This is a genomic window from Shewanella sp. LZH-2, assembly GCF_016859145.1.
Lineage (GTDB): Bacteria > Pseudomonadota > Gammaproteobacteria > Enterobacterales > Shewanellaceae > Shewanella > Shewanella xiamenensis.
Map to the genome: position 1 here is coordinate 2397146 of NZ_CP069350.1, position 24452 is coordinate 2421597.

Annotated in this window: 21 protein-coding genes; 18 read left to right on the plus strand and 3 right to left on the minus strand. The window is 45.6% G+C overall.

Going from position 1 to position 24452, the window contains the following annotated elements; genetic code table 11:
• Positions 1–69 precede the first annotated feature (69 nt).
• The 14 genes from umuD (at position 70) to JM642_RS10735 (ending at position 14845) form a co-directional block, all read left to right on the plus strand.
• Positions 70–477, plus strand: coding sequence for a translesion error-prone DNA polymerase V autoproteolytic subunit (umuD, locus tag JM642_RS10670; protein WP_229777742.1), 408 nt, complete (start codon positions 70–72; stop codon positions 475–477).
• A complete protein-coding gene (gene umuC, locus JM642_RS10675; protein ID WP_203431758.1) occupies positions 474–1748 on the plus strand; it encodes a translesion error-prone DNA polymerase V subunit UmuC in 1275 nt (424 codons plus the stop codon). The genes umuD and umuC overlap by 4 nt, the downstream gene beginning before the upstream one ends.
• 454 nt (positions 1749–2202) lie before the next feature.
• A complete protein-coding gene (locus tag JM642_RS10680) occupies positions 2203–4872 on the plus strand; it encodes a TonB-dependent receptor (protein ID WP_037430297.1) in 2670 nt (889 codons plus the stop codon).
• A 184-nt stretch (positions 4873–5056) separates the two neighbouring features.
• A complete protein-coding gene (locus JM642_RS10685; RefSeq protein WP_203431759.1) occupies positions 5057–5461 on the plus strand; it encodes an ArsC family reductase in 405 nt (134 codons plus the stop codon).
• Positions 5458–6603: a succinyl-diaminopimelate desuccinylase gene (dapE, locus tag JM642_RS10690; protein ID WP_203431760.1), complete on the plus strand. Its 1146-nt coding sequence runs from the start codon at positions 5458–5460 to the stop codon at positions 6601–6603. Before JM642_RS10685 ends, dapE begins: the two co-directional genes overlap by 4 nt.
• A gap of 92 nt (positions 6604–6695) precedes the next feature.
• Positions 6696–7361 (plus strand): M15 family metallopeptidase, encoded by a 666-nt coding sequence (locus JM642_RS10695; RefSeq protein ID WP_224022160.1) that lies wholly within the window; start codon positions 6696–6698, stop codon positions 7359–7361.
• Between the two features lie 67 nt (positions 7362–7428).
• Positions 7429–8259 (plus strand): alpha/beta hydrolase, encoded by an 831-nt coding sequence (locus JM642_RS10700; protein ID WP_144345004.1) that lies wholly within the window; start codon positions 7429–7431, stop codon positions 8257–8259.
• 242 nt (positions 8260–8501) lie between these two features.
• Positions 8502–9680, plus strand: a complete 1179-nt coding sequence (locus tag JM642_RS10705; RefSeq protein WP_203431761.1) for a porin — start codon at positions 8502–8504, stop codon at positions 9678–9680.
• A 10-nt stretch (positions 9681–9690) separates the two neighbouring features.
• Complete coding sequence (locus tag JM642_RS10710; protein ID WP_203431762.1) at positions 9691–10128, plus strand: substrate-binding domain-containing protein; 438 nt, start codon at positions 9691–9693, stop codon at positions 10126–10128.
• 418 nt (positions 10129–10546) lie between these two features.
• Positions 10547–11152 (plus strand): carbonate dehydratase, encoded by a 606-nt coding sequence (can, locus tag JM642_RS10715; RefSeq protein WP_037418751.1) that lies wholly within the window; start codon positions 10547–10549, stop codon positions 11150–11152.
• A gap of 349 nt (positions 11153–11501) precedes the next feature.
• Positions 11502–12689 (plus strand): 8-amino-3,8-dideoxy-alpha-D-manno-octulosonate transaminase KdnA, encoded by a 1188-nt coding sequence (gene kdnA, locus JM642_RS10720; RefSeq protein WP_037418748.1) that lies wholly within the window; start codon positions 11502–11504, stop codon positions 12687–12689.
• A gap of 19 nt (positions 12690–12708) precedes the next feature.
• Entirely contained in the window at positions 12709–13779 is a 1071-nt protein-coding gene (gene kdnB, locus JM642_RS10725; protein ID WP_203431763.1) for a 3-deoxy-alpha-D-manno-octulosonate 8-oxidase KdnB, read from the plus strand.
• A gap of 84 nt (positions 13780–13863) precedes the next feature.
• Positions 13864–14601, plus strand: a complete 738-nt coding sequence (kdsB, locus tag JM642_RS10730; RefSeq protein ID WP_011622622.1) for an 8-amino-3,8-dideoxy-manno-octulosonate cytidylyltransferase KdsB — start codon at positions 13864–13866, stop codon at positions 14599–14601.
• Between the two features lie 28 nt (positions 14602–14629).
• Positions 14630–14845 (plus strand): DUF2897 family protein, encoded by a 216-nt coding sequence (locus JM642_RS10735; protein ID WP_037418741.1) that lies wholly within the window; start codon positions 14630–14632, stop codon positions 14843–14845.
• 225 nt (positions 14846–15070) lie between these two features.
• Here the strand turns inward: JM642_RS10735 and JM642_RS10740 are convergent, their stop codons facing one another.
• Entirely contained in the window at positions 15071–16453 is a 1383-nt protein-coding gene (locus JM642_RS10740) for a Na+/H+ antiporter NhaC family protein (protein ID WP_037418738.1), read from the minus strand.
• 740 nt (positions 16454–17193) lie between these two features.
• Between JM642_RS10740 and JM642_RS10745 the strand changes: the two genes are divergently transcribed.
• The 4 genes from JM642_RS10745 (at position 17194) to JM642_RS10760 (ending at position 21884) form a co-directional block, all read left to right on the plus strand.
• Complete coding sequence (locus JM642_RS10745; protein ID WP_037418735.1) at positions 17194–18408, plus strand: pyridoxal phosphate-dependent aminotransferase; 1215 nt, start codon at positions 17194–17196, stop codon at positions 18406–18408.
• Between the two features lie 117 nt (positions 18409–18525).
• A protein-coding gene (locus JM642_RS10750; RefSeq protein WP_152978900.1) for an IS3-like element ISShes2 family transposase occupies positions 18526–19754 on the plus strand; the annotation gives its coding sequence in 2 pieces (ribosomal slippage) (positions 18526–18877 and positions 18877–19754; 1230 coding nt in all).
• A gap of 176 nt (positions 19755–19930) precedes the next feature.
• Entirely contained in the window at positions 19931–20518 is a 588-nt protein-coding gene (yfbR, locus tag JM642_RS10755; protein ID WP_037430288.1) for a 5'-deoxynucleotidase, read from the plus strand.
• A gap of 25 nt (positions 20519–20543) precedes the next feature.
• Positions 20544–21884, plus strand: a complete 1341-nt coding sequence (locus JM642_RS10760; protein ID WP_203431764.1) for an anti-phage deoxyguanosine triphosphatase — start codon at positions 20544–20546, stop codon at positions 21882–21884.
• 73 nt (positions 21885–21957) lie between these two features.
• Here JM642_RS10760 and JM642_RS10765 read toward each other — a convergent pair whose 3' ends face one another.
• Together JM642_RS10765 and edd are read right to left on the minus strand one after the other, a co-directional pair.
• Entirely contained in the window at positions 21958–22599 is a 642-nt protein-coding gene (locus JM642_RS10765; RefSeq protein WP_037418729.1) for a bifunctional 4-hydroxy-2-oxoglutarate aldolase/2-dehydro-3-deoxy-phosphogluconate aldolase, read from the minus strand.
• Positions 22600–22619: 20 nt separating this feature from the next.
• Positions 22620–24446: a phosphogluconate dehydratase gene (edd, locus tag JM642_RS10770; protein ID WP_203431765.1), complete on the minus strand. Its 1827-nt coding sequence runs from the start codon at positions 24444–24446 to the stop codon at positions 22620–22622.
• Between the last annotated feature and the right edge of the window lie 6 nt (positions 24447–24452).

Sequence of the window (24452 nt, forward strand, 5' to 3'; positions counted from 1 at the left end):
AAACGCCTTCGACATGTGCTAAAGTTAGCTTATACTGTGCATATGTACAGTATATAGATGCATATGATCATGGTTACTCCTGAACAATCAAAAATCCAATATCCTTTCTTTAGCACATCGGTGGCGGCGGGATTTCCTTCTCCCGCCAATGATTATATTGAGCAATCGCTTGATCTAAATGAGCTTTGTATCAAACACCCCACCGCAACCTTTTTTGTCAAAGTTCAAGGCGATTCGATGGTCGATGCCGGAATTTCCTCTGGTGATATATTAGTGGTTGACCGAGCCTTACAAGCCACCCATGGAGATATTGTAGTGGCGGCCATCAATGGGGAATTTACGGTAAAGCAATTGCAATTACGTCCTGTGGTGCAATTATTGCCATGTAACCCGGCCTACAGTGCAATTCCACTCAGCCACGAGTCAGAGTTAGACCTGTTCGGTGTCGTGACTTGTGTGGTGAAAAAACTCAAATGACCGCCAACTTATTCGCCCTCGTAGACTGTAATAATTTTTATGCGTCCTGTGAGCGTATGTTTCGGCCCGATCTACAGGGCAAACCTATCGTTGTGCTGTCAAATAACGATGGTTGTGTTGTCGCGCGTTCATCGGAAGCAAAGCAATTAGGCATAAAAATGGCCGTGCCGGTTTATCAAGTGATGGAGATGATCCGCGCCCATAATGTGGCGGTATTTTCGTCCAACTATGCCCTTTACGCTGATATTTCAAATCGCGTCATGACCACACTTGAGCAGATGGTGCCTAGGGTTGAAGTCTACTCAATCGATGAGGCTTTTTTGGATTTGTCTCGGCTCGATAAATGTCAAGATATTAACCAGTTAGCCATGGATATTCGTCAACGGATCCAGCAATGGATAGGGATCAGTGTCTGCGTAGGAATTGGGCCGAGCAAAACCTTAGCCAAGCTAGCTAACTATGCCGCAAAACAGTATCCCGCCACCCAAGGCGTTGTCGATTTACGCGATAAAGAACGCCAACGTCGGTTAATGGCACTCACTCCCATTGATGAAGTTTGGGGCATTGGCCGAAAAATTGCGCAACGTTTAAAACTGATGGGCATCCATACCGCTCTACAGCTTGCAGATGCCCATCCTAAACTTATCCGAGACAATTTTTCCGTCATGGTTGAGCGAACAGTGTACGAGCTTAACGGTATTGCCTGTGATGATATTCAGCAGGTGGTAGCGACAAAGCAGCAAATAATCAGCTCGCGCTCCTTTGGCACACGTATTACCACCTTTGAGGCGATGCAGCAGGCTATCAGCGACTATACCTTTAGGGCCTGCGAAAAATTGCGAGCGGAGGGGCAGTTTGCCCGCACCTTATCGGTGTTTATTCGCAGCAGTTATTTTACGCAACATCAGCCCCAATATAGCCAAGTACTCACTGGTCATCTTGTGTATCCCAGTGACGATACCCGTGATTTTATCGAATTAGCGCAGCGACTATTGCATCGGCTTTGGCGTGCAGGTCCCGCCTATGCTAAAGCTGGCGTCATGCTAGGAGATTTTTATGCGCCGGGAGTATTTCAATTAGGCTTGTTTGACGAGGCCAAACCGCAACCTAAAAGTAAAGAATTGATGAAACTGCTTGATGGTATCAATCACAGTGGTAAAGGAAGTATTCAATTTGCAGGACAAGGACTGAATGCCGATTGGAGAATGAAGCGTGGTCAACTCTCTCCCCGCTACACTACCCAATGGAGACATATTCCGATAATAAAATAAGCCATAAGCATGAACAACGAAATAATATGCTAGAGCTGTTCCATTTGTTAAATCCGCTAAAACACAGTCAATAATGGTCTATATTTCAACATCTAATAAGATTCATGCTATTAACACCTTTAATCTTAAATTGATAGCGATCACATTATTCAAAACTGACCTAAACAAAACATTCAGCCTAAAGATTGACATTGTAAAGATGATGTTACGTTACATTGCGATACAATCTAGCCTTTTTCACATGCAGCACCGCATCTTATTACTTCAAGCCAACCTTAATTAGCTTCTGCAAGTTTACATTAGCAACATACGATTAACATAAAACAAACAATTAAGCTGTTGATATTAAAGTTGTTAATGATAGTTTTCCGACTATGGAGGGCAGTTGCACATAAAATATAAGCCTTGATGAAACCCTTCCTGATCATCACGGCATTGTTAAGGGAATGAAAATATGATTACGCAAACAACCGTTGCACGTGCGGTTCGTTTTAGTTTACTTGCTTTAGTATCAACATCTTTATCACCATTGGTTTTCGCAGCTGATGAAACCGCGGTTGCCGAGGATAAAGTTGAGCGTATCGAAGTAACTGGTTCACGTATTAAGCGTACCGATCTTGAGAATGCTTCACCTGTAGTGGTTGTCAGTGCAGCCGACATTGAAAAAGGCGGGTTTAACTCAGTCCAAGATGTTTTAGGTAACCTATCGCAAAACTCTGGCGGCTCCATGACTCAGCAAGAAGTGCATGGTTTCACCCCAGCTGCATCTGCTGTAAATCTTCGTGGTGTTGGCGCTGGACGCGTTCTCACCCTCATCAATGGTAAACGCGTACCTAAATATCCTTTTGGGGCCGGTGGTACAGATAGTTTTGTCGATACCGCAAACATTCCGTTAGGAGCGATTGAACGCATTGAGATCTTAACCACAGGTGCATCAGCCATTTACGGTTCGGATGCCATGGGCGGCGTTATCAACATTATCTTGAAAAAAGATGTTGAGCAAAGCACCTTGAAATATCGCTTCTCCGATACCGTTGATGGTGGCTTACAAAACAACCAATTCTCCTTTATGACGGGCGTAAGCAGCGATAAAGCGAACCTAACTTTCTTCGCCGAATACGAAGATCGTCAAGCCTTAAAAGGAACAGATCGCCCAGAATGGGGAACAGATATCGTTCCGGGCAACCCTTATGCGGCTTACAGCTCATATGGTGCGAACATTGTCACCAGCGATAATAAACTGTTTAAAACCTTATCTGCTGCAGAATGTGAGGCACGTGGTTATCAAGTGATGTCCAATGGTCGCTGCGGTTTTGATCGCTCGCCACAACGGGATTTCTCTCCAGAACAAAAACGCTATTCAACTATGGTGAACCTCACCAAAGAACTGAATGATGACCATCAGCTCTACTCTCGAATTGACTATACACATGCCTCAACTTTTACCGAAATTGAGTCAGCAACTGTCGGTGATGACTTTAAATATAAAGTAGTTGGCGATGATGTCACTATCTACAACAAGTCAAAAGGCCTCTCACAAACCTTCAAAAAATCATCAGCCTTTGGCGGTGATTTTGCCAGCGCAGCCGACGGAGAATATTTCTACACTCGTCGTATGTCAGAGTTAGGTCCACGTACTTCCGATTTTGAAACCAATAACTTCTCGTTCTTGATCGGTGGTAAAGGTTATCTGACTGAAGGCATCGAATATGACACATCTTGGTCTATTGCCCGCCAAACTGTAGAATCCACCACAACGGGCTCACCAACTTACCAAAGTATGTGGGATTATTTGACCGAAGGAACCAATGGTCATTCTCTATTGGATGTTATTTCCAATGAAGATGCCGCCATGCTGGATTATCAAGGTGGTAAAAAAGGTCAATCAACCCTATCAAGCTTTAACGCCGGTATTAGTGGCGAAGTCTTTGAATTACCAGCAGGCGCCGTAGCTTATGCTGCTGGTATCGAATATGGCAAAGAATGGTTTTATGACAAATCCGATAGCTTTACCACTAACGGCGGTGTCATGGGTAAAGGCGGTAGCAGCGCTCAAGGTGAACGTGAACAATATGCTAGCTACGCTGAAGTGGCTGTTCCTGTGATTGAAAACCTCACAGTGACCTTAGCTGGCCGTTACGACTATTACGATGACGAATCAGATGTGGGTGGTCAATTCAGTCCTCAAGTGGCTGTAGAATACCGTCCTATCGACAGCTTACTGCTACGTGGTCTATATGCAGAGACTTTCCGTGCTCCAGATATGCAGCGTTTATTTGGAGAACCCACGTCAGCCTATAGTACTGTGATTGATACTCCTACTTGTGAAGCCTCTGGCCCTGGTCCTGCTTGCGATAAGATCGAATCCTTGCCAATTACCATTGGTGCTAACCCTGAGTTAGAAGCTGAAACAGGTAAAAACTATAACCTTGGTATGGTATGGGATTACAACGATCTCAATCTGACATTAGATTACTGGATTGTTGAAATCGATAACCTAGTGAATGATCCTAGCGCCCAATATATTCTGGATCATTCAGATGCATTTACAGACAAAATTATACGTGATGCGAATGGCAAGTTAATTCAGGTGAATACCCAAGCGATTAACATGTCATCACAAAAAACCTCTGGTATCGACTTCTCTATCGGTTATCGCTATGAAACTGCCAACTTAGGTGATTTAACCGCCCGCTTAGAAGGCACCTACTTACTGAAATGGGAAGAGCAATTAACCCCAGATTCAGAGGCATTAGATCTTATTGATGGTGAAGGTTCAGCGCCTAAAATCCGCGGTAACTTGAACTTAGGTTGGAGCTATAACGATTTTGCGACTAACTTATTGTTCAAATACACTGACAGCATGAATGGCGATCGCATGGATTACTTCGTCGAAAATGGTCTGGACGCAGATTACAGCGTAACGATAGACAGCCATGTTGAAGTGAACTGGTCAGCAAGTTATCTTGTCAACGATGCACTAAAAATCTCAACCGGCATCAACAACTTGTTTGATGCGGGCCCTGAGATTGATCAAACCCAGTCATCGTGGCCACATTATCCACGTTCTTACTACAACGTAGTAGGCCGTGAGTATTACCTCGCTCTGGAAATGAACTTTTAATTAAAAACATTTCCAAAGACAAAGCCGAGCATATTTGCTCGGCTTTTTATTTGCATACTGATACCCAAATTAACATCAAATATTTCACTTTTACCTACATCGACCACCTATCAAATCTTTGCGGCTATCTTACCTTATTCTCAACATGCCCTAGGCAATATCCCCTTGTAGCATCCAGCGCACAATGCCACAATGCGAGCAAAATCAATGCGTGCCAACGGCGCCCCTCGATAGGAGCATCATCTTGACCCTTTTTGGTATTAAAAATTGCGATACTGTGCGTAAAGCACGTAAATGGATTGAAACCCATCAACTTTCGGTCAACTTCCATGACTTTAGGGAAGATGGATTAGCAGAAAAGGATCTTCAGCATTGGTGTCAAATTGCCGGATGGGAAACCGTCTTTAATAAACGCAGTACCAGTTTTCGCGCCTTGAGTGATGCCGATAAAGCGGATATCGACCAAGCCAAAGCCATTCAACTGATGCTCACTCATCCGACGCTGATCAAGCGCCCTGTGCTCACCGTGGGTGAACAAGTTCTGGTGGGCTTTAACGACACTGAATATAAGAAGGTGTTTTCCCTATGACGCACGCTTCGAAAACTGGGCCGGTTACCGAACTGACTAAAGAGTTAATCGCCCGTCCCTCGGTCACACCGCTGGATGAAGGCTGCCAAACCCTGATGGCCGAACGTCTTGCCGCCATTGGCTTTAATATTGAGCCCATGGTCTTTGAAGACACCACCAATATGTGGGCGCGTCGCGGTAATGCAGGCCCCGTATTTTGTTTTGCCGGCCATACCGATGTAGTGCCCGCGGGCGATTTAAGCCGCTGGCATACCCCGCCTTTTGAGCCAACCATTATCGACGGTTATCTTTATGGTCGCGGCGCCGCCGACATGAAAGGCTCGCTGGCGGCGATGATCGTTGCGACCGAACGTTTTGTGGCTAAGCACCCAAATCATCCCGGCTCGATTGCGTTTTTGATCACCAGCGATGAAGAAGGCCCCTTTATCAATGGCACCACACGGGTTATCGACACCCTAGAAGCCCGTAATGAAAAAATCACTTGGGCATTGGTGGGTGAACCCTCGTCGACCTTAAAACTCGGTGATGTGGTTAAAAATGGCCGCCGTGGTAGTCTCACCGCCAACTTAACCGTTAAAGGTATTCAAGGCCATGTGGCCTATCCGCACCTTGCGGATAACCCTATCCACAAAGCCGCCCCCTTTTTAGCCGAGTTAAGCCAAACCCATTGGGATAATGGCAACGAATTCTTCCCGCCCACCAGCATGCAAATCGCCAACATTAACGGCGGTACGGGCGCATCGAACGTGATCCCAGGCGCCTTGGAGGTGATGTTTAACTTCCGCTATTCCACCGAAGTGACCGCCGAGATACTCATCGAGCGTGTGGAAGCCTTATTAACCGCCCACGAACTGGATTATGACATTAGTTGGACTTTCAATGGCTTACCCTTTTTAACCGGCGAAGGCCCACTATTAGACGCGACCCGCCATGCTATTCGTCAAGTCACGGGCTATGATACCGATCCACAAACCACCGGCGGCACCTCCGATGGGCGCTTTATTGCGCCAACGGGCGCCAAAGTGTTGGAACTAGGTCCTGTGAACGCCACCATCCATAAAGTGAACGAGTGCGTGAAGGTAGACGATCTAGAGCAATTAGCGCTGTGTTACGAAGTGATTTTGGAACAATTACTGTGTTAAACACCATGGCAATCACGGCAAAAAAAGCCCTGCTCTATGGTCTAGAGCCAAGGGGAGAGACAGGTTTAACAGCGGATGTAGACTCTGACTCAATGAGCGACTTAGTGTTCGTTGAGTTACTCAGCCCCTATCATCAGCGAGAAACGCGGTTTAAGTTGGAATCACAAACCGCCCTTGCCTTTCAGGCAATGGCCGACAGTGCCGCCAAAGACGGTATTAAGCTGGCGATTTGCTCTGCCTATCGCCCCTTCGATCGGCAACTCGCCATTTGGAATGCCAAGGCCAGCGGTAAACGAGTGGTCCTGGATATCAATGAGCAGCCCGCGGATATCGCGCCGCTCAGCAATGATGAGTTAGTCGATTTGATCTTACTCTGGTCGGCACTGCCTGGTGCTTCGCGTCACCATTGGGGAACGGATATCGATGTATTTGATGCCGAGCAAATTGAGGTCAAATCCCTGCGTCTGGTGGACGCCGAATACCGTGACGGCGGCCCCTGCGCCCACTTGCACCAGTGGCTAGTGGCTAATGCCAAGGATTTTGGGTTTTATTTTCCGTTCCAGAAAGGCCAAAGCGCGGTAAGTGCAGAGCCTTGGCATATTAGCTATTTCCCCGTGTCTCAAACCCTGTTACCCCAATTTGAGGTTCAGGCCTTAGCGCAGGTTATCCAGCAGAGCGATATGTTGCTAAAAGACGCCGTGATCCGGCGTTTACCCGAGTTAGTAGCGGAATATGTACATCGGATTGCGCAGCCTTAATAGCTTTTTCTGCACGTTTTAGCCGACGTCCCTTCCCGTTTTTGGTTTTATAGATTAAGTAGGTTTTATGGATTTATCATCATACAGACAACAAATTAGCATCGCGGGTAGCCAACTTAGTTACCTTGATATCGGCACAGGCCCTGCCCTGTTATTTGGCCACAGCTACCTGTGGGACAGCGCCATGTGGGCGCCACAAATTGCGCTCTTAAGCAAAAGCTACCGCTGTATCGTCCCCGATCTCTGGGGACACGGCCAATCTGGCACCGTACCGGAAAACTGCCATAGTCTGTTAGACATTAGTGAGCATATGTTAGCCCTGATGGACGCCCTCGAACTTGAGACATTTTCCCTCATCGGTTTGTCCGTTGGCGCCATGTGGGGCGCCGAGCTCGTGCTTAAAGCCCCCGCGCGCGTCAATGCACTGGTGATGCTCGACAGTTTTATTGGTTTTGAGCCAGAAATCACCCGTGCCAAATATTTTGGGATGTTAGACATGATCCAAACCGCTGGCAGTATTCCGCCAGCACTTATCAATGCAATTTCACCGCTGTTTTTTGCAGATAATGCCAAAACGAATAATCCCGAATTAGTGCAACGTTTTGAAAGCGACTTAGCTGCGCTAACGCCAGAACGCATTCCCGACATAGTAAAACTTGGACGGATTATTTTTGGTCGGCGCGATACCCTAGAATTTGCCGAACAATTTACCTTACCTTGCTTAATCATGGTGGGTGTAGAAGACAAGGCGCGCAGTGTTTTAGAAAGTTATTTGATGAGTGATGCCATCAATGGCAGCCAATTAGTGCATATTCCAAATGCTGGCCATATTTCAAGTCTAGAACAAGCCGAATTTGTTAATCAGCAATTATTAGCATTTCTCAGCCAATACGCTTAATACGCACCATGATGGTTAGAGCATGTCACCCATGCTCTAACAGATTCATATTCTAGAACCCTCAATAAGAATGAGTCTTTTGCCTATTACTCGAAACCTTTTCCAATAATCTTGGAGTGCTATCCCACTTGAGGCTTAACAAACATCGATTTGTTAACTGCCCTTAAAAATGTTGCAAAATCGTGAAAACACCAAAAATTCAACTACCTTTAAACTGTATTCCCTCAAAAAGGTTTCCTAACATGAGAAAAAGTACAGTTGCATTAGGTGTGTTGACCGCACTCTATATTCCATCCCTTTACGCGAATGTTGAAATAAACGGCTTTGCCTCCATTGTTGCTGGCTCAAGTTTATCCGATGATAAAAGTTACTACGGTTATGATAAAGAAATCGACTTTAATAATGACTCCAAAGTCGCATTACAATTTTCCGCAGATTTAGGGAGCGGCTTACGAGCAACCGCACAAGTCCTCTCCCGTGGCAGTGACGATTATAGTGCAGAGTTTGAATGGGCTTATATTTCCTATGACATTAGCGATAAGTTGATGCTAATGGCTGGAAGACAACGATTTAATCTTTACAAATATTCCGATTATATCGATGTTGGCTATGCCTACCATTGGATAACGCCACCAAGGGGAGTCTATTCGCTCCCCTTTAATTCTGGCGAAGGCGTTGGTTTAGTTTATTCAGATTTATGGGGCAATACTGAAGTTGGCTTAACCTATAAATATATTACGACATCGGTGTCTGACTATGCGCCTGTCGGTTCATCAACGCCCCCAGCGCCCTTTTCCGCCAAGGGCCATATTATGAACTTCAATTTTAGCACCGCTGGATTTGAGTACGGTTTAAATGTAGGGATAGTCACGGATTTCTCATATGAACTGCCAGCACTACTTGGTTTGGGTGAAGCCATTTCCCAAACAGGTTTATTCGATGATCAAGTTGTAAATGACTTATTAGCGATAGAGGATAGTGCCTTACTTATTGGCGCTAACGTCAAATATGACGCAGGAAAGTGGTTTATATTAGCGGAATACACCCGAATAGACGTCGACCCTAGCAGTTTTAATATTCAAGATTCTGCCTTTGTTTCAGCGGGTGTTCGTTACCATGATTTTACCTTCCATTTAACCTATGGCATTGATAAAGGTGACCCACAATATAATGCCTATGATGCAATGTTGCCTGTCTACAACGCCCTACCACCGGCCAATCAAGCAGCTCTCGCGCCATTAGTGATGGGAACGAAAGCCGCATTAGAAGCACAACAAGAGGATAGTTCCTATTACATCATCGGAACCCGCTGGGATTTTCATCCCTCTGCGGCGCTAAAACTGGAATACACCAATTACAGTAATGATAAGCCGACCTCCGACGAACAACTCTTAAGCATGGCTGTTGATCTTGTTTTCTAAGGAGTCATTTATGAATTTACCTCACATTGCTAAATACATCGTCAAGCCAATCAGCTTGTGTGCACTCCTATTGCTCAGTCAATGGGCTCAAGCGGAAATCGCCGTAATCGTTCACCCTTCGAACAGTGCAGAGATATCAGCTGCCGATATTTCAAGAATTTATTCGGGAAAGCTTAAAACCTTTTCGACAGGAGGCACGATTGTCGCACTCGATCAAGCGGAAGGCTCACCTGTCAGGGAAGCCTTTGTAAAACAAATCCTCAATAAAACAGAAAGTCAGTTAAAAGCCTATTGGTCAAAACTCGTATTTTCTGGACAAGGACAACCGCCTAAAGTAGTCGAATCCAGTGCTGAGATTCTTACTCTCGTCGCCGCCAATCCAAATATGATCGGCTTTGTGGATGCAGCAGAAGTGACGCCCAATGTCAAAGTTGTAGGTAAGTTTTAGGGATTAACCTGATTGTACCTATTGATGCCTTCTTTCAATAAGAAGGCATCGAATTTTTACATTAAACATTTAAATCATATAGATATACAACCCCGGCCTAAGTTAAACGAAAAGTTCTGCGTGATTGCACCATGCGCAATAACAGATTTCCCCATTCATTCCCGCGTTACCTCATTTGCCAACAGTAACATTGAGCTCTTAGACGCAGGCTAAATAAATTTTATCCCTAAAGATTCAAAGCATTAGACCAAATTATTTAACTGTTGATGGAATTAAGTCACGTTCAAACCTGAGTTTAAACTTAATTGGATAGACCAGAGGCCACGATTTTGCTGGTATACTCAATCGCAAAAAAGATGCGGCTTGCATCATTTAGGGCAAAAGACATTTTAATATGTCTATAAAACAATAGGTTAAAATGAAACTACTCAAACCCTTATTCGATAATAACCGCCGTTGGGCCGGACGCATCAGTCAAGAACACCCTGATTTTTTTGAACAACTGGCAAAACAGCAAAACCCTGAATATCTCTGGATTGGTTGTTCCGACAGCCGAGTTCCTTCTAACCAAATCATCGATTTAATGCCTGGCGAAGTCTTTGTTCACCGCAATATAGCCAATATGGTGATCCATACCGATCTTAACTGCCTGTCAGTACTGCAATACGCCATCGATGTGCTTAAAGTGAAACATATTATGGTCGTCGGTCACTACGGCTGCGGTGGTGTACGTGCCGCAATGGGTAATCAGCGATTGGGTTTGATTGATAACTGGCTCGGCCATTTGCGCGATGTCTATCGCCTACATCATGATGAATTAATGCAAATGGATGAAGCCAAACGTTTTGATCGCCTGTGTGAGCTCAATGTGATTGAACAGGTTTCCAATGTCACCAGTAGTACTATCGTGCAAGAAGCCTGGTCTCGCGGCCAAGAACTGGCTGTCCATGGGTGGATTTACGGTATCGATAATGGTCTATTAACGGATCTTGATGTTACGGTAGACCGTGCACAAGTCGTGTAAATGCTCATACTGCGATTGAGATTAACACCGAGATTGCATGACAAGGTTACACCACAAAAACCTGCCACTGTGCAGGTTTTTGGTTTTACGCCCTAAAGGCAAATACTCACTATTCATTTACGAGAAATAACCAAAATCTATCTCAAGGAGACCATTTCACTTCATCGCGTTAGACAACATTTATCATTTCATTCATCAAGTATTGCTAAGTGAGCAAAAACTAAGCGCGAAATCTCAACATGACCTTATTTTCATCAAGAAAACATCGCAAGGGATCTTTAGCCCAGTTATAATCCGCCAGTTAATTGCAGCGCGACCATGCGCCACAAATTCTAAGGAGATACCTTCCATGCCCGGTTTTGAATTATTTGGTCCAGAAGAAAAACAAGAAGTTGCCGATGTGATGGAGCACGGCTTTACCTTCCGTTATAACTTCGACCATATGCGTAATGATCGCTGGAAGACTCGCGATATGGAGCAACTGCTCTGCGAGAAAATGAATGTTAAGCATGCTCATCTGTTATCAAGCGGTACCGCCGCGCTGCAAACGGCGATGATGGCCGCGGGCATTGGCGCTGGCGATGAGGTTATCGTGCCACCTTTTACCTTCGTAGCGTCTGTAGAAGCGATTTTCATGGCCGGTGCAGTACCGATTTTTGCCGAAATCGACGAAACCCTGTGTTTATCACCAGAAGGCATTGAAGCGGCAATTACTCCACGTACTAAAGCGGTAAACTTAGTACACATGTGTGGCTCTATGGCCAAGATGGACGAAATCAAAGCCATTTGTAAAAAGCACAACTTAGTATTGTTAGAAGATGCTTGCCAAGCCATTGGCGGCAGCTACAAGGGCCAAGCCCTCGGTACTATCGGTGATGTAGGTTGTTACTCTTTCGATTCTGTTAAAACCATCACCTGTGGTGAAGGCGGCGCGGTGATCACCAATAACACTGAAATCTACGATAACGCGCACCAGTTCTCCGATCACGGCCATGACCATATTGGTAAAGACCGTGGCGCCGAGTCACACCCGATTATGGGTCTGAATTTCCGTATCTCTGAAATGAATGCGGCCTTAGGGTTAGCCCAGTTACGTAAACTCGATACCATTATCGACATTCAACGTAAAAACAAAAAAGCCATTAAAGAAGCTATGGCGAGCATTCCTGAAGTCAGCTTCCGCGAAATCCCCGATCCAGAGGGTGATTCAGCTGGCTTCTTAAGCTTTATGTTACCAACAGAAGCCCGTACCCAAGAGATCAGCAAGAAATTAGCTGCAAATGGTGTAGATGGCTGCTTCTACTGGTACGTGAACAACTGGCATTATCTGAAAAACTGGAAACACATTCAGGAGCTTAAGGCCCCTGCTGCGTTACCAATCACATTAATCGCCGACCGACCTGACTATACTCAAATTTCTGTGCCGAAATCTGATGCCATTATGAGCCGCACTATTTCTATGCTCATTAAATTGTCTTGGACCGATGCTCAGATTGCCGAGCGTATTGAAAACATTAAGAAAGCATTTGCCCAATAATTAAACGGGAGTTTTTGCAATGAGTTTTAAAAATTTTAAAGTAGTTGAAAAGATGATCTTCGGTCGTGGCTCTTTCGCTCAGTTAGACGACGTCTTAGCTGCACAGCGTAAAACCGACGATGACTTCGTGGTATTTTTAGTCGATGACGTTCACCAAGGCAAACCACTCGAAGCACGCATCCCAGTCAAAGGCCAAGACTTACTGATTTGGGTTAACGTTGATGAAGAGCCAAGCACGATTCAAATCGATGCCCTGACCGAACAAGTGCAAGCTTTCAATAGCAAACTGCCAGTGAGCGTCGTTGGTTTAGGTGGCGGTTCAACCATGGACGTGGCAAAAGCGGTATCGCTAATGCTGACCAACCCAGGCGGCTCAGCCATATACCAAGGTTGGGATTTAATCAAAAACCCAGCAGTACACCACATTGGTATTCCAACAATTTCTGGTACCGGTGCTGAAGCGTCACGCACCGCAGTATTGTGTGGTCCAGTGCGTAAACTGGGTCTGAACTCAGATTATACAGTGTTCGACCAAATCATCATGGACTCAGAGTTAATCGATGGCGTTGAAACTGACCAGTGGTTCTACACCGGTATGGATTGCTATATCCACTGTGTGGAATCCTTAGAAGGTACCTTCTTAAACGAATTCTCTAAAGCCTATGCCGAAAAAGCCATGGAGCTTTGCCGCCAAGTATACTTAGAAGATCACCCAGAAAAAGACGACAAGCTGATGATGGCGTCATTTATGGGCGGTATGAGTATCGCTTACAGCCAAGTAGGTGCATGCCACGCGGTATCCTATGGTCTGTCTTACATCCTCGGCTACCATCATGGTATCGGTAACTGTATCGCCTTTGACGTGTTAGAAGAATTCTACCCAGAAGGCGTGGCAGAGTTCCGTCAGATGATGAAGAAACACAACATCACTCTGCCGAAGAACATCTGTAAAGATCTACCAGATGAAACCATCGCGAAAATGGTTGCCGTGACTAAGAGCATGGGTCCATTATGGGCAAACGTGTACGGCCCAACATGGGAAGAGAAAGTCACTGACGAAATGTTGACTGCCCTGTTCCGTCGCATTTAAGCTCTCAAGCAGATGACAAGGGCTCATTGTGAGCCCTTTTGTCTATCTACACTGCATATCTCTGATAAAGTAGGATAAAATTTAATGAATGTGACTCTGTTAATCCCGGCGCGTTATGGTTCAAGCCGCTTCCCGGGCAAGCCCTTAGCCCCGATTAACGGCAAGCCGATGATCCAACACGTGTATGAACGCGCGTCGTTAGCCAAAGGCCTCACCAATATTTACGTTGCAACCGATGATGAGCGTATTAAAAGCGCCGTAGAAGGTTTTGGCGGCAAAGTGGTCATGACCAGCCCTGATGCGGCATCGGGCACAGACCGTATCAATGATGCGATTAACCAATTAGGTTTAAAGGATGACGATCTGGTCATCAACCTTCAGGGCGACCAACCCCTAATCGACCCGACTTCCATCGAGCAAGTGATCAGCCTCTTCGAACGTCATCCAGGCGAGTTTGAAATGGCGACCCTCGGCTATGAAATTGTCAACAAGGCCGAGCTCGACGATCCTATGCATGTGAAGATGGTGTTCGATAACGACTACTACGCGCTGTATTTCTCCCGCGCGCGTATTCCCTTCGGTCGCGATACCAAAGATTATCCAGTTTACAAGCACTTAGGTGTGTATGCTTACACCCGTAGATTCGTGCAAGCCTTCGCCGCCCTGCCATTAGGCCGCCTTGAAGATCTTGAAAAGTTAGAGCAGCTACGCGCCCTAGAACATGGCCATAAGATCAAAGTCGCCATCAGCGCCTTTGACTCAATCGAAGTTGACACGCCAGAAGATATTCGTAAGTGTGAGCAACGCTTAGCCGTTGATTAATCAGGGCGTTGCTCAATAAGGAGTTGTTATGTCGAGCTTAGAAGTGTGGATCATTATAATTTTGGTGGTAGGTGTGATTGCCAGTAATCTTGCAGCACTGAAATACAGTGCAAAATTCAAACTGCCACAGTTTGGTCAGCACGATAAAGAGAAACAACTAAAATCCGACATGACTCAGCCTCCACACGAAGCCGATGGTAACGAAACGCAAAATCCAGATAAGTCTTCGAATCAGTCCAAATAGACTAAGATTAACATTCATCTTGATCTCCCCTCACAAAAAGGCGCATCGGCGCCTTTTTGCATTTCTTACCATCCCTTTAAATCCTACTTCAGATTTTGTAACAAACGAACTCAAGTGATTCATCCATAAACTAGCGGTTAGCACAAAGCTACAATTAACATTCGTGCATAAAAAAACCAGCCGAAGCTGGTTTTTTATGTATTAAGTCATGTATTAAGTCACGTATTAAGCAATCAGGATAAAGCCAAAGAATGCAATAACCGCGGCAATTAACGCATAAGGTAGCTGAGTCACCGCATGGCTTACTAAGTTACAACCCGAGCCTTGGGCAGCTAAAACGGTTGAATCAGAGTAGAAACACGCTTGGCTACCAAAAGAAGAAGCCGACAACAGCGCACCAATCACTAATGGAATATCCGCACCCACCGATTGCGCCAGTGGCATCACAATTGGGATGGTTACTGCAAAAATTCCCCAACTAGAACCCGTCGCAAAGGCCAAAATCGCCATTGATAGGAATACCACGGCAGGTAACAGCTTAGGCGTCATAAATGGGCTTAAAGATTCAATCACGTACTGTGGCAGTAATAGCGCATCACACACATCTTTAAACACAAATGCCGCAATGACAGTACCAATAGCTGGCAACATGCTCTTAAAACCATCAATCATCTGATCCATCATTTCTGACAGTGGCATCAAACGCTGAACTGCATAGTAAGGGAGCGTGATAACCAGCGTCGCTAATAACCCTTTCCACACGTCGATATCAAAATAAACGGTAAAAGCAACCAGTAATAAAATTGGCACTAAAAAGTTATGCAATTTGCCTTGATTGTCAGCATGCTTAAACTCTTCTTCAATTGCCGCGATGGCATATTCATCAGAGGTTTGCACTTGGTCTAAATCGACTTGCGCTTCAGCGGGCTCGCCTTTTGCTGCGCGCAGCTCAGCTTTTTTCATCGGGCCAATAGCAGGAACCACGCCCAATGCAACCAGTAATACCATCGCGACGGCTAACCAAGCATAAAGCATATAGGGTATAGCTTGCATGTAGACGCTAATACCCTGACCTTCAGCGGCCACCCCGTTATCGACCAGTAAGCCACCAAAAAACACCGCCCACGTGGAGAGCGGAACTAATACACACACAGGAGCCGCTGTGGAATCCACCACATAAGCCAGCATTTCGCGGGAGACTTTAAACTTATCCGTTACACGCTTCATGGTTTCACCCACAGTTAGCGCATTCAGATAGTCATCAATAAAAATCACAATCCCCAGAATAAAGGTCATAAACAGGGAAGATCTTGGCCCTTTTGCAAATTTCAATGCATTTCGACCAAATGCCAAAGCACCGCCAGTACGTACTAACAGTGCAATCAAGGCACCAAAACAGCCACACACCAAAATCAACCAACCGATAGTTTCATCGGCCATGACTTTTAATGAAGTACTTGCAAAATTATTTAAAACTTGCGTTGGATCAAGTAACAAAAAACCCGTTACCGCACCAATGATCAAAGATAAAATGGGGCGGCGTAACCAAACGGCCAACACCAATACCACCAAAGGTGGAATAAGACTTAACGCTGTCGGTTCAGACATGCACTTAGGTCCTCTAAATAAGTCGCCTAAAAGGCAAAAGTTTTTAGAACAGCGCCTGAAATCACCTCGATAACGGACGCCAATATTGCTGCTTCATGATGACTAACTCCGCTGATAAAACCTGCTAAAAGCTTGTTATCTTAGGTGCCCTGCCGAAAACATCGCGCAGAAAATAAAGCGCATCGAATATCGAGTCAACTATAAATTTATGCTAGCGCTAAATAATTTTTCATCTTGAATTAAAAAACGATTTATCAACTTGATTTTAAACAAAATAACTAGAGTGTGATGAATTTTTTATTTCAACCTAAATGCTTAATAAGCATTCAGTTAATCTGCCTAAATATCGAAAAATTACCGAATGCAGGATAATGCGACATTAACTTAAATCAACTGTGATAAATCAGCAGTTAAGCAAACACTGATTAACATTTTTACTAACATCTTGCCCCTAGGGTAATACGGTTGTAGTAAAACAGAGTGCATGAGCCAATGCAGCCTAATTGATAGGTACAAAGGCTAACCCCATAACAAGATGCAGTATAAAAAATCAAAATTAGACACAATAACGACATATATAACTTGTATAAATTTATTTAATGCCAGGTTAAAGCATATTTAACTAGTACGTTTAATAAAAAAAACATGATATTTGTGCTCAATGCCCCTTCCTTAAACCAGATAATTTCGTTATGGTGCACAAACTTAAGCCAAAATTAACTGCATGTTTCGAGGTGTAAATGCGCCCTATCATCAAATCCAATAAGCTGGATACTGTTTGCTACGACATCCGCGGCCCAGTGCACAAGGAAGCCAGACGTTTAGAAGACGAAGGCCACAGGATCCTCAAACTCAATATTGGTAACCCTGCTCCCTTCGGTTTTGAAGCACCAGAAGAAATTGTGCGCGATGTGATCCTTAATCTCCCGAGTGCCCAGGGCTACTGTGAATCAAAAGGATTATTCTCAGCCCGCAAGGCGATCGTGCAGCATTATCAAGCGCAGGGTATCTATGGCGTTGATATCGAAGATGTCTATATTGGTAACGGCGTGTCAGAACTGATCATGATGGCCATGCAGGGCTTATTGAACACCGCTGATGAAGTACTGATCCCTTCACCCGATTACCCACTGTGGACCGCCGCAGCTAACTTAGCCGGCGGTAAAGCCGTACATTATCGCTGTGATGAAGAAGCGGATTGGTTTCCCGATCTTGATGATATTAAGAGCAAAATATCTTCTCGCACCCGTGGTATTGTACTAATCAACCCGAATAATCCTACGGGTGCGGTTTACAGCAAAGAATTACTGCTGCAAGTTATCGAGCTTTGCCGTGAACACAACCTGATTTTATTTGCTGATGAAATTTACGACAAAATTTTATACGACGAAGCCAAGCATATTCCTGCGGCTAGTCTGTCGGACGATATTTTAACGGTTACCTTCAATGGGCTATCTAAGGCTTATCGCGCTGCTGGCTTTCGTGTTGGTTGGATGATGTTGTCTGGCAATCTTAAGGCTGCAAAGAGTTATATCGAAGGGTTAGAGATGCTCTCCTCGATGCGCCTGTGTGCCAACGTGCCCAATCAACATGCGATTCAAACCGCACTCGGTGGCTATCAAAGTATTAACGAGCTGATACTGCCTAATGGCCGCCTCACAGTCCAAAGGGATGCCTGTTACGAGCTGTTGAATCAAATCCCAGGCGTGAGCGTGAAAAAGCCTAAGGGCGCACTCTATGCTTTCCCCAAATTGGATATGAAAAAGTTCAATCTCAGGGATGATGAACGCCTAGTACTCGATTTATTAAGGGATAAAAAAATCCTATTAGTGCACGGCACGGCCTTTAATTGGCCGGAACCTGATCATCTCCGTGTGGTGTTTTTACCCTATAAAGAAGATCTAACGAAGGCATTAACTGAATTTGGTAACTTCTTAGAAGCCTATAAACAATAAATGGGTTTAAGCATCACGGTTACTTAGCAAACCTAGGCAATAAAGCGGTCAACAAGATCGCTTTATTTTTGTATTTTGTCCCGTCCTGAAATACGTTGACATAAAGAGGACTTCTTTATGACAACATCAATTAACTCAAGCCGTAAGCGCACACAACGAGATTACACCTTAGCCTTTAAATTAGGCGTTGTAGAGCGTGTTGAAAAAGGCGAAATGACGTACAAACAAGCCCAAGCCCGTTTTGGTATTCAAGGCCGTTCAACGGTACTCGTTTGGCTTAGAAAACATGGTAGACTCGATTGGTCGAAACCTTTTCAGCATCCCCTTATGCCTAAGTCAAAAGAAACCCCTGCCGAAACTATTAAGCGCCTTGAACGTGAGTTAGCAGAAGAGAAACTGCGTAACAAAATCCTCAATGGTATGGTTGATATCATGGACAATGAATATGGAGCAGGCCTCAGAAAAAAGTACTTATCCGGTACGTCTGGCAAGCAAAAGGCAACGGAGAAATAAACCTCGCAGCCGCATGTCGTGCTGCGGGTATGTCGAGGCAAGGTATTTATCAGGCAGTTGCTCGAATGGAAAGTCGTAGAGCTGAGCTATCGGTCATCAAAGACTGGGTTCAGTACTGGCGTAAATATATGCCAAGGTTAGGGGCCCGTAAGCTCTACACGTTGATAAAATCCAGGCTGGTTGAGCACGATATTAAACTTGGGCGAGATGGGTTCTTTACCTATTTGAGAAGTGAAGGTTTGCTAGTTAAACCGAAGAAAAGCTACACAAAAACCACGTTCAGCAAACACTGGATGAAGAAGCATCCTAATTTGCTGAAAGAGAAAGGACTGCATGATGCAGAGCATGTACTGGTCAGCGATATCACCTATCTTGAGTCAGACCAAGGTGTGCACTACCTGTCATTGGTCACCGATGCCAGTTCGCGTAAGATAGTCGGTCATCACGTGAGTAAAGACATGAAAGCCGAGAGTGTGGTGAAAGCGTTAAAAATGGCCATAAAAGATAAGCGCTATATCGGCAATGCAGTGCATCACTCAGACAGAGGCTTACAATACTGCTCAGCCGTTTATCAGAATGCGCTTCAGGCGAGCCAAATCCAGCCGTCAATGACGGATGGTTATGATTGCTACCAAAATGCATTAGCAGAAAGAGTGAATGGCATACTGAAGCAGGAGTTTTTACTGCACCGATGTAGGACATTTGCGGAACTGAAGATACTTGTTAGAGAATCGATAGCAATATACAACGATATGAGACCGCATCTGAGTTTGAATATGGCAACCCCTAATCAGGTGCACAATAGAAAAGGCCAGCTACGGGAGCTGGCCTAAAAACTGTCAACCTATCTTAGGACGGGACATTTGTTCTGTAAATCCTGCCATTATTTCACTCACTTATCCTTGCGATAAGTGTTAGGCTTACGCTCAATAGCCGTACTTGCACTTTGCTTTTCACTTATCTTCAGAGTCGAGTGACGCGCCTTTTAGCCTTCATTTAAAGGAGCCTTATGAGTCATTTATTTGCCCACCTTGCCAGAATGAAACTTATCCAGCGCTGGCCTTTAATGTACAACGTGCGCACCGAAAACGTTCAGGAACACTCTCTGCAAGTCGCCATGGTGGCACACGCCTTAGTCATCATCAGTAATAAGAAATTTGGCACGACTCTCGATGCCCATCAAGCAACCAGTTTGGCTATATTCCATGATGCCAGTGAGATCTTAACTGGCGATCTACCCACTCCGGTGAAGTATTTCAATAAAGAAATTGAAGCTGAGTATAAAAAAATTGAAGCCATTGCCGAGCAGCGCATGCTCGATATGGTACCTGATGAATTTAAAGAGGATTATCGCAGCCTGTTTATCAGCGATAACGCCGATCCAATCTACAAAGCCATAGTTAAATCAGCCGATACCCTGTGTGCTTACCTGAAGTGTTTAGAGGAAAATCGCGCTGGCAACACTGAATTTAACACCGCTCGTAAACGCCTTGAAGCCATGCTCGAGTCCAACCCTAACCCTGCGGTGAAATATTTTATGGATTGCTTTGTGCCGAGTTTTACCTTGAATTTAGACGAAATAAACAAGATGCTCTGATGTTCCACTCCCGCTAGGAATGCATATGACCGCAAGTGTTTGGCAAGAACGCCGCCATGGTGAAGATAAACAAAGACGTAATGATCATCGTAGCCCATACCAAAGGGACAGAGCGCGGATCCTCCACTCTGCTGCATTTCGCCGTCTGCAAGCAAAAACCCAAGTGCTTGGCGTAGGCATGAATGACTTCTATCGCACACGCTTAACCCACTCATTGGAAGTCTCACAAATCGGCACGGGGATCGCCGCTCAGCTTAGTCGTAAATATCCCGAGCATAAGCCCTTATTAGACTCAATGAGTTTACTTGAGTCATTATGCCTTGCCCATGATATTGGCCATCCGCCCTTTGGTCATGGTGGTGAAGTTGCCCTCAACTATATGATGCGCCACCACGGAGGCTTTGAAGGCAATGGCCAGACATTTCGTATTCTCTCTAAACTCGAGCCCTACACCTTAGATTTTGGGATGAATCTGTGCCGCAGAACCATGTTAGGAATTTTAAAATATCCCGCACCACAATCGCGCCTGTTTGTCGCAGGCAATCATCCCGAAATCACCAATCACAGGCAACTTAAGCCGTCACAATGGCCGCCAGTTAAAGGCATATTCGACGATGATAACGACATCTTCGATTGGGTGCTTGAGCCATTATCTGCGGCAGATAGAACTCGCTTTACCTCTGTACAGCCAAGTATTCAGCCCACCTATCCACACCTGCGTACCCAATATAAATCCTTCGATTGTTCCATCATGGAACTTGCGGACGATATCGCCTACGCAGTACACGATCTCGAAGATGCCATCGTCATGGGGATAGTAACGGCATCACAATGGCAGCAAGATGTGGCACCAACATTTGAGCACAGTAATGATCCTTGGATCCGCCAAGAGTTGGCCGATATCGGCAATAAACTGTTCTCCCATGAGCATCATCTGCGTAAAGACGCCATAGGCACCTTAGTGAATGGCTTTGTCACAGCCATCATCATCAGCGATGATCCGGCTTTTGAAGAGCCCCTGCTGCGGTTTAATGCCAGCCTTGAAGTTGAGTTTGCCCATGCGCTCAATGTGTTAAAACAGCTAGTGTATAAATATGTTATCCGTAAACCCGAGATCCAAATGCTTGAATACAAAGGCCAACAAATTGTGATGGGATTATTTGAGGCATTTGCCTCCGATCCCGAGCGCCTGTTACCGCTTAACACTCAAGAGCGCTGGCGCGCAAGCGAACAACAGGGTCTAAACAGTCACAGAGTCTTAGCCGATTATATTTCAGGGATGACGGACGAGTTTGCCGGACGGCTCTATCAACAACTCTTTAGTCCTAAGGCTGTCTCAAACGTGGAGTTGAGTAAAGAAATGTAACCTTTAACTTAGCGATAAAAAAACCACCGCGAAGGTGGTTTTTTATTCACAATTTAATCAGTGCAATAACGGATTAAAGTCCGCCAATCGCCTCTTTACAGAGCTGAGTGATACGAGCCCAATCACCCTGCTCCATCGCATCAGTAGGCGCAATCCAACTGCCACCAATACAATCCACATTTTTAAGCGCTAGGTAATCTTTATAGCTGCTCGGGGTAATACCACCTGTTGGACAGAAGCGGATATCGGCTAATGGGCCAGAGAAAGCCTTGAGTGCATCCACCCCACCAGACGCTTCAGCAGGAAAGAATTTAAAGTGGGTGTAGCCAAGCGCCATCCCGGTCATTACTTCGGAAATACTGGCAACGCCTGGAATTAACGGCACAGGTCCTTGCATACCCGCTTTGAGCAGTTCAACTGTTGCACCAGGGGTGATAATAAATTGCGCGCCAGCGGCAATCGCTTGCTCAAGCTGGGCTTCATTTAAAATAGTCCCAGCGCCGACTAGCGCCTCTGGTACTTCCTTAGCGATTTTGGTGATCGCTTCAAGAGCACACGGCGTGCGTAATGTCACTTCTAACACGCTAATCCCACCGGCGACCAGTGCTTTGGCTAACGGCACCGCATGTTCAATCTTGTTAATCACCATAACAGGAACAATAGGGCTGCGTTTAAAAATATCTTGTGGTTGTAATGACCAGTTATTCTCAAGCATTGCGTTATTCTTCCTTTGTATTAGTAAAGTTCATCGATGGCGCTAGTACTACGCGCACCGGTTTCTGGACTGCTTAAGTTTGAACGCAGTGCCCCAAATAACTCACGACCCATGCCATAACGAGAATGGCGTAAATCAATTTCAGCGGCAGTTCTGGCTGCAAGCACGGTGTCTGAGACTAATAAACTCAGCTCGCCAGTCAGCGCATCAACACGAATTAAATCGCCATCTTGTACCTTGGCAATTAACCCACCATCAATCGCTTCTGGGGTTAAATGAATTGCCGCCGGTACTTTGCCCGATGCGCCCGACATACGACCGTCGGTCATCAGCGCCACTTTAAAGCCTTTATCCTGTAGTGAACCTAGCAGCGGCGTTAGTTTATGCAGCTCTGGCATACCGTTGGCTTTCGGCCCTTGGCCTTTCACCACCACCACACAATCTCGGTCTAATGCGCCGGATTTAAATAACGCATCGAGCTTGTTTTGATCGTCAATCACCACAGCGGGCGCTTCCACCACACGGTGCTGCGGTTGAACGGCAGACACTTTAATCACTGCACGGCCTAAGTTACCCTTGAGCAGCTTTAAACCACCGTTGTTTTGGAAAGGGGTAGCGACAGAGGTTAATACTTCGGTATCTAAGCTGACGGTTGGACCATCGACCCAGCGCAGCTCGCCATCGAGTAATTTGGGCTCTTGGGTGTAACGACGTAGACCAAAACCTGCAACTGTGTTGACATCCTCGTGCAGTAAGCCCGCATCGAGTAATTCCTTGATAAGGAAAGCCATCCCGCCCGCGGCGTGGAAATGGTTAATGTCCGCGTGACCGTTTGGATAAACACGGGCCAGCAATGGCACCGCATCGGATAATTCAGAAAAGTCATCCCAGTTGACGATAATGCCCGCTGCACGCGCCGCCGCCACGATATGCATGGTTAAGTTTGTTGAACCACCGGTCGCCAGCAATGCAACAATGCCGTTCACTATCGATTTTTCGTTAACGACTTCACCAATAGGCGTGTACTGAGTGCCCAGTTCGGTTAAGCGACAAACTTGCTTAGCCGCCATTTTGTTTAAGGCTTCACGCAGCGGATCGTCAGGATTCACAAAAGATGAACCAGGCAATTGTAGGCCCATGACTTCAAGCATCAGTTGGTTCGAGTTAGCCGTACCATAAAAGGTACAAGTACCCGCACTGTGGTAAGACTGGGCTTCCGCTTCGAGTAGCTGTGCTCTATCGACCTTACCTTGGGCAAATTGCTGACGAATACGGGCTTTTTCCTTGTTAGGAATACCCGATTTCATCGGGCCTGCTGGCACAAACAGCATAGGTAAATGGCCAAAACTTAACGCACCAATCAATAAGCCGGGCACGATTTTGTCGCAAATACCAAGGAGTAAGGCGCCATCGAACATATTGTGGGATAAGCCAACCGCGGTTGCCATGGCAATCACTTCACGACTCAGTAAGCTCAGCTCCATCCCAGGTTGACCTTGAGTCACGCCGTCACACATGGCGGGAACACCACCGGCCACCTGCGCAACACTACCCACTTCCTGACAGGCCTTTTTCAATAAATCAGGATACGTTTCATAGGGTTGATGTGCTGACAACATATCGTTGAATGCGGTGACAATCCCAATATTGGCTTTCGTCAATTGACGTAATGCGTTTTTATCATCGGGATTACAAGCCGCAAAACCGTGGGCTAAGTTACCGCAGCTTAACGAGCTACGGTGAACGCCATGGTTGCGGGCATCCTTTAACGCAGCAAGGTATGCTTCACGAGATGCTTTGCTACGGGCAATAATTCTGTCGGTAACAGATTGAACGACTGAGTGCATGAGAGT

Excerpts from the sequence above, each read along its gene's own strand:
- umuD (WP_229777742.1), top strand. The coding sequence starts at position 70 with ATGGTTACTCCTGAACAATCAAAAATCCAATATCCTTTCTTTAGCACA.
- umuC (WP_203431758.1), top strand. The coding sequence starts at position 474 with ATGACCGCCAACTTATTCGCCCTCGTAGACTGTAATAATTTTTATGCG.
- JM642_RS10680 (WP_037430297.1), top strand. The coding sequence starts at position 2,203 with ATGATTACGCAAACAACCGTTGCACGTGCGGTTCGTTTTAGTTTACTT.
- JM642_RS10685 (WP_203431759.1), top strand. The coding sequence starts at position 5,057 with ATGCCACAATGCGAGCAAAATCAATGCGTGCCAACGGCGCCCCTCGAT.
- dapE (WP_203431760.1), top strand. The coding sequence starts at position 5,458 with ATGACGCACGCTTCGAAAACTGGGCCGGTTACCGAACTGACTAAAGAG.
- JM642_RS10695 (WP_224022160.1), top strand. The coding sequence starts at position 6,696 with ATGAGCGACTTAGTGTTCGTTGAGTTACTCAGCCCCTATCATCAGCGA.
- JM642_RS10700 (WP_144345004.1), top strand. The coding sequence starts at position 7,429 with ATGGATTTATCATCATACAGACAACAAATTAGCATCGCGGGTAGCCAA.
- JM642_RS10705 (WP_203431761.1), top strand. The coding sequence starts at position 8,502 with ATGAGAAAAAGTACAGTTGCATTAGGTGTGTTGACCGCACTCTATATT.
- JM642_RS10710 (WP_203431762.1), top strand. The coding sequence starts at position 9,691 with ATGAATTTACCTCACATTGCTAAATACATCGTCAAGCCAATCAGCTTG.
- can (WP_037418751.1), top strand. The coding sequence starts at position 10,547 with ATGAAACTACTCAAACCCTTATTCGATAATAACCGCCGTTGGGCCGGA.
- kdnA (WP_037418748.1), top strand. The coding sequence starts at position 11,502 with ATGCCCGGTTTTGAATTATTTGGTCCAGAAGAAAAACAAGAAGTTGCC.
- kdnB (WP_203431763.1), top strand. The coding sequence starts at position 12,709 with ATGAGTTTTAAAAATTTTAAAGTAGTTGAAAAGATGATCTTCGGTCGT.
- kdsB (WP_011622622.1), top strand. The coding sequence starts at position 13,864 with ATGAATGTGACTCTGTTAATCCCGGCGCGTTATGGTTCAAGCCGCTTC.
- JM642_RS10735 (WP_037418741.1), top strand. The coding sequence starts at position 14,630 with ATGTCGAGCTTAGAAGTGTGGATCATTATAATTTTGGTGGTAGGTGTG.
- JM642_RS10740 (WP_037418738.1), bottom strand. The coding sequence starts at position 16,453 with ATGTCTGAACCGACAGCGTTAAGTCTTATTCCACCTTTGGTGGTATTG.
- JM642_RS10745 (WP_037418735.1), top strand. The coding sequence starts at position 17,194 with ATGCGCCCTATCATCAAATCCAATAAGCTGGATACTGTTTGCTACGAC.
- yfbR (WP_037430288.1), top strand. The coding sequence starts at position 19,931 with ATGAGTCATTTATTTGCCCACCTTGCCAGAATGAAACTTATCCAGCGC.
- JM642_RS10760 (WP_203431764.1), top strand. The coding sequence starts at position 20,544 with ATGACCGCAAGTGTTTGGCAAGAACGCCGCCATGGTGAAGATAAACAA.
- JM642_RS10765 (WP_037418729.1), bottom strand. The coding sequence starts at position 22,599 with ATGCTTGAGAATAACTGGTCATTACAACCACAAGATATTTTTAAACGC.
- edd (WP_203431765.1), bottom strand. The coding sequence starts at position 24,446 with ATGCACTCAGTCGTTCAATCTGTTACCGACAGAATTATTGCCCGTAGC.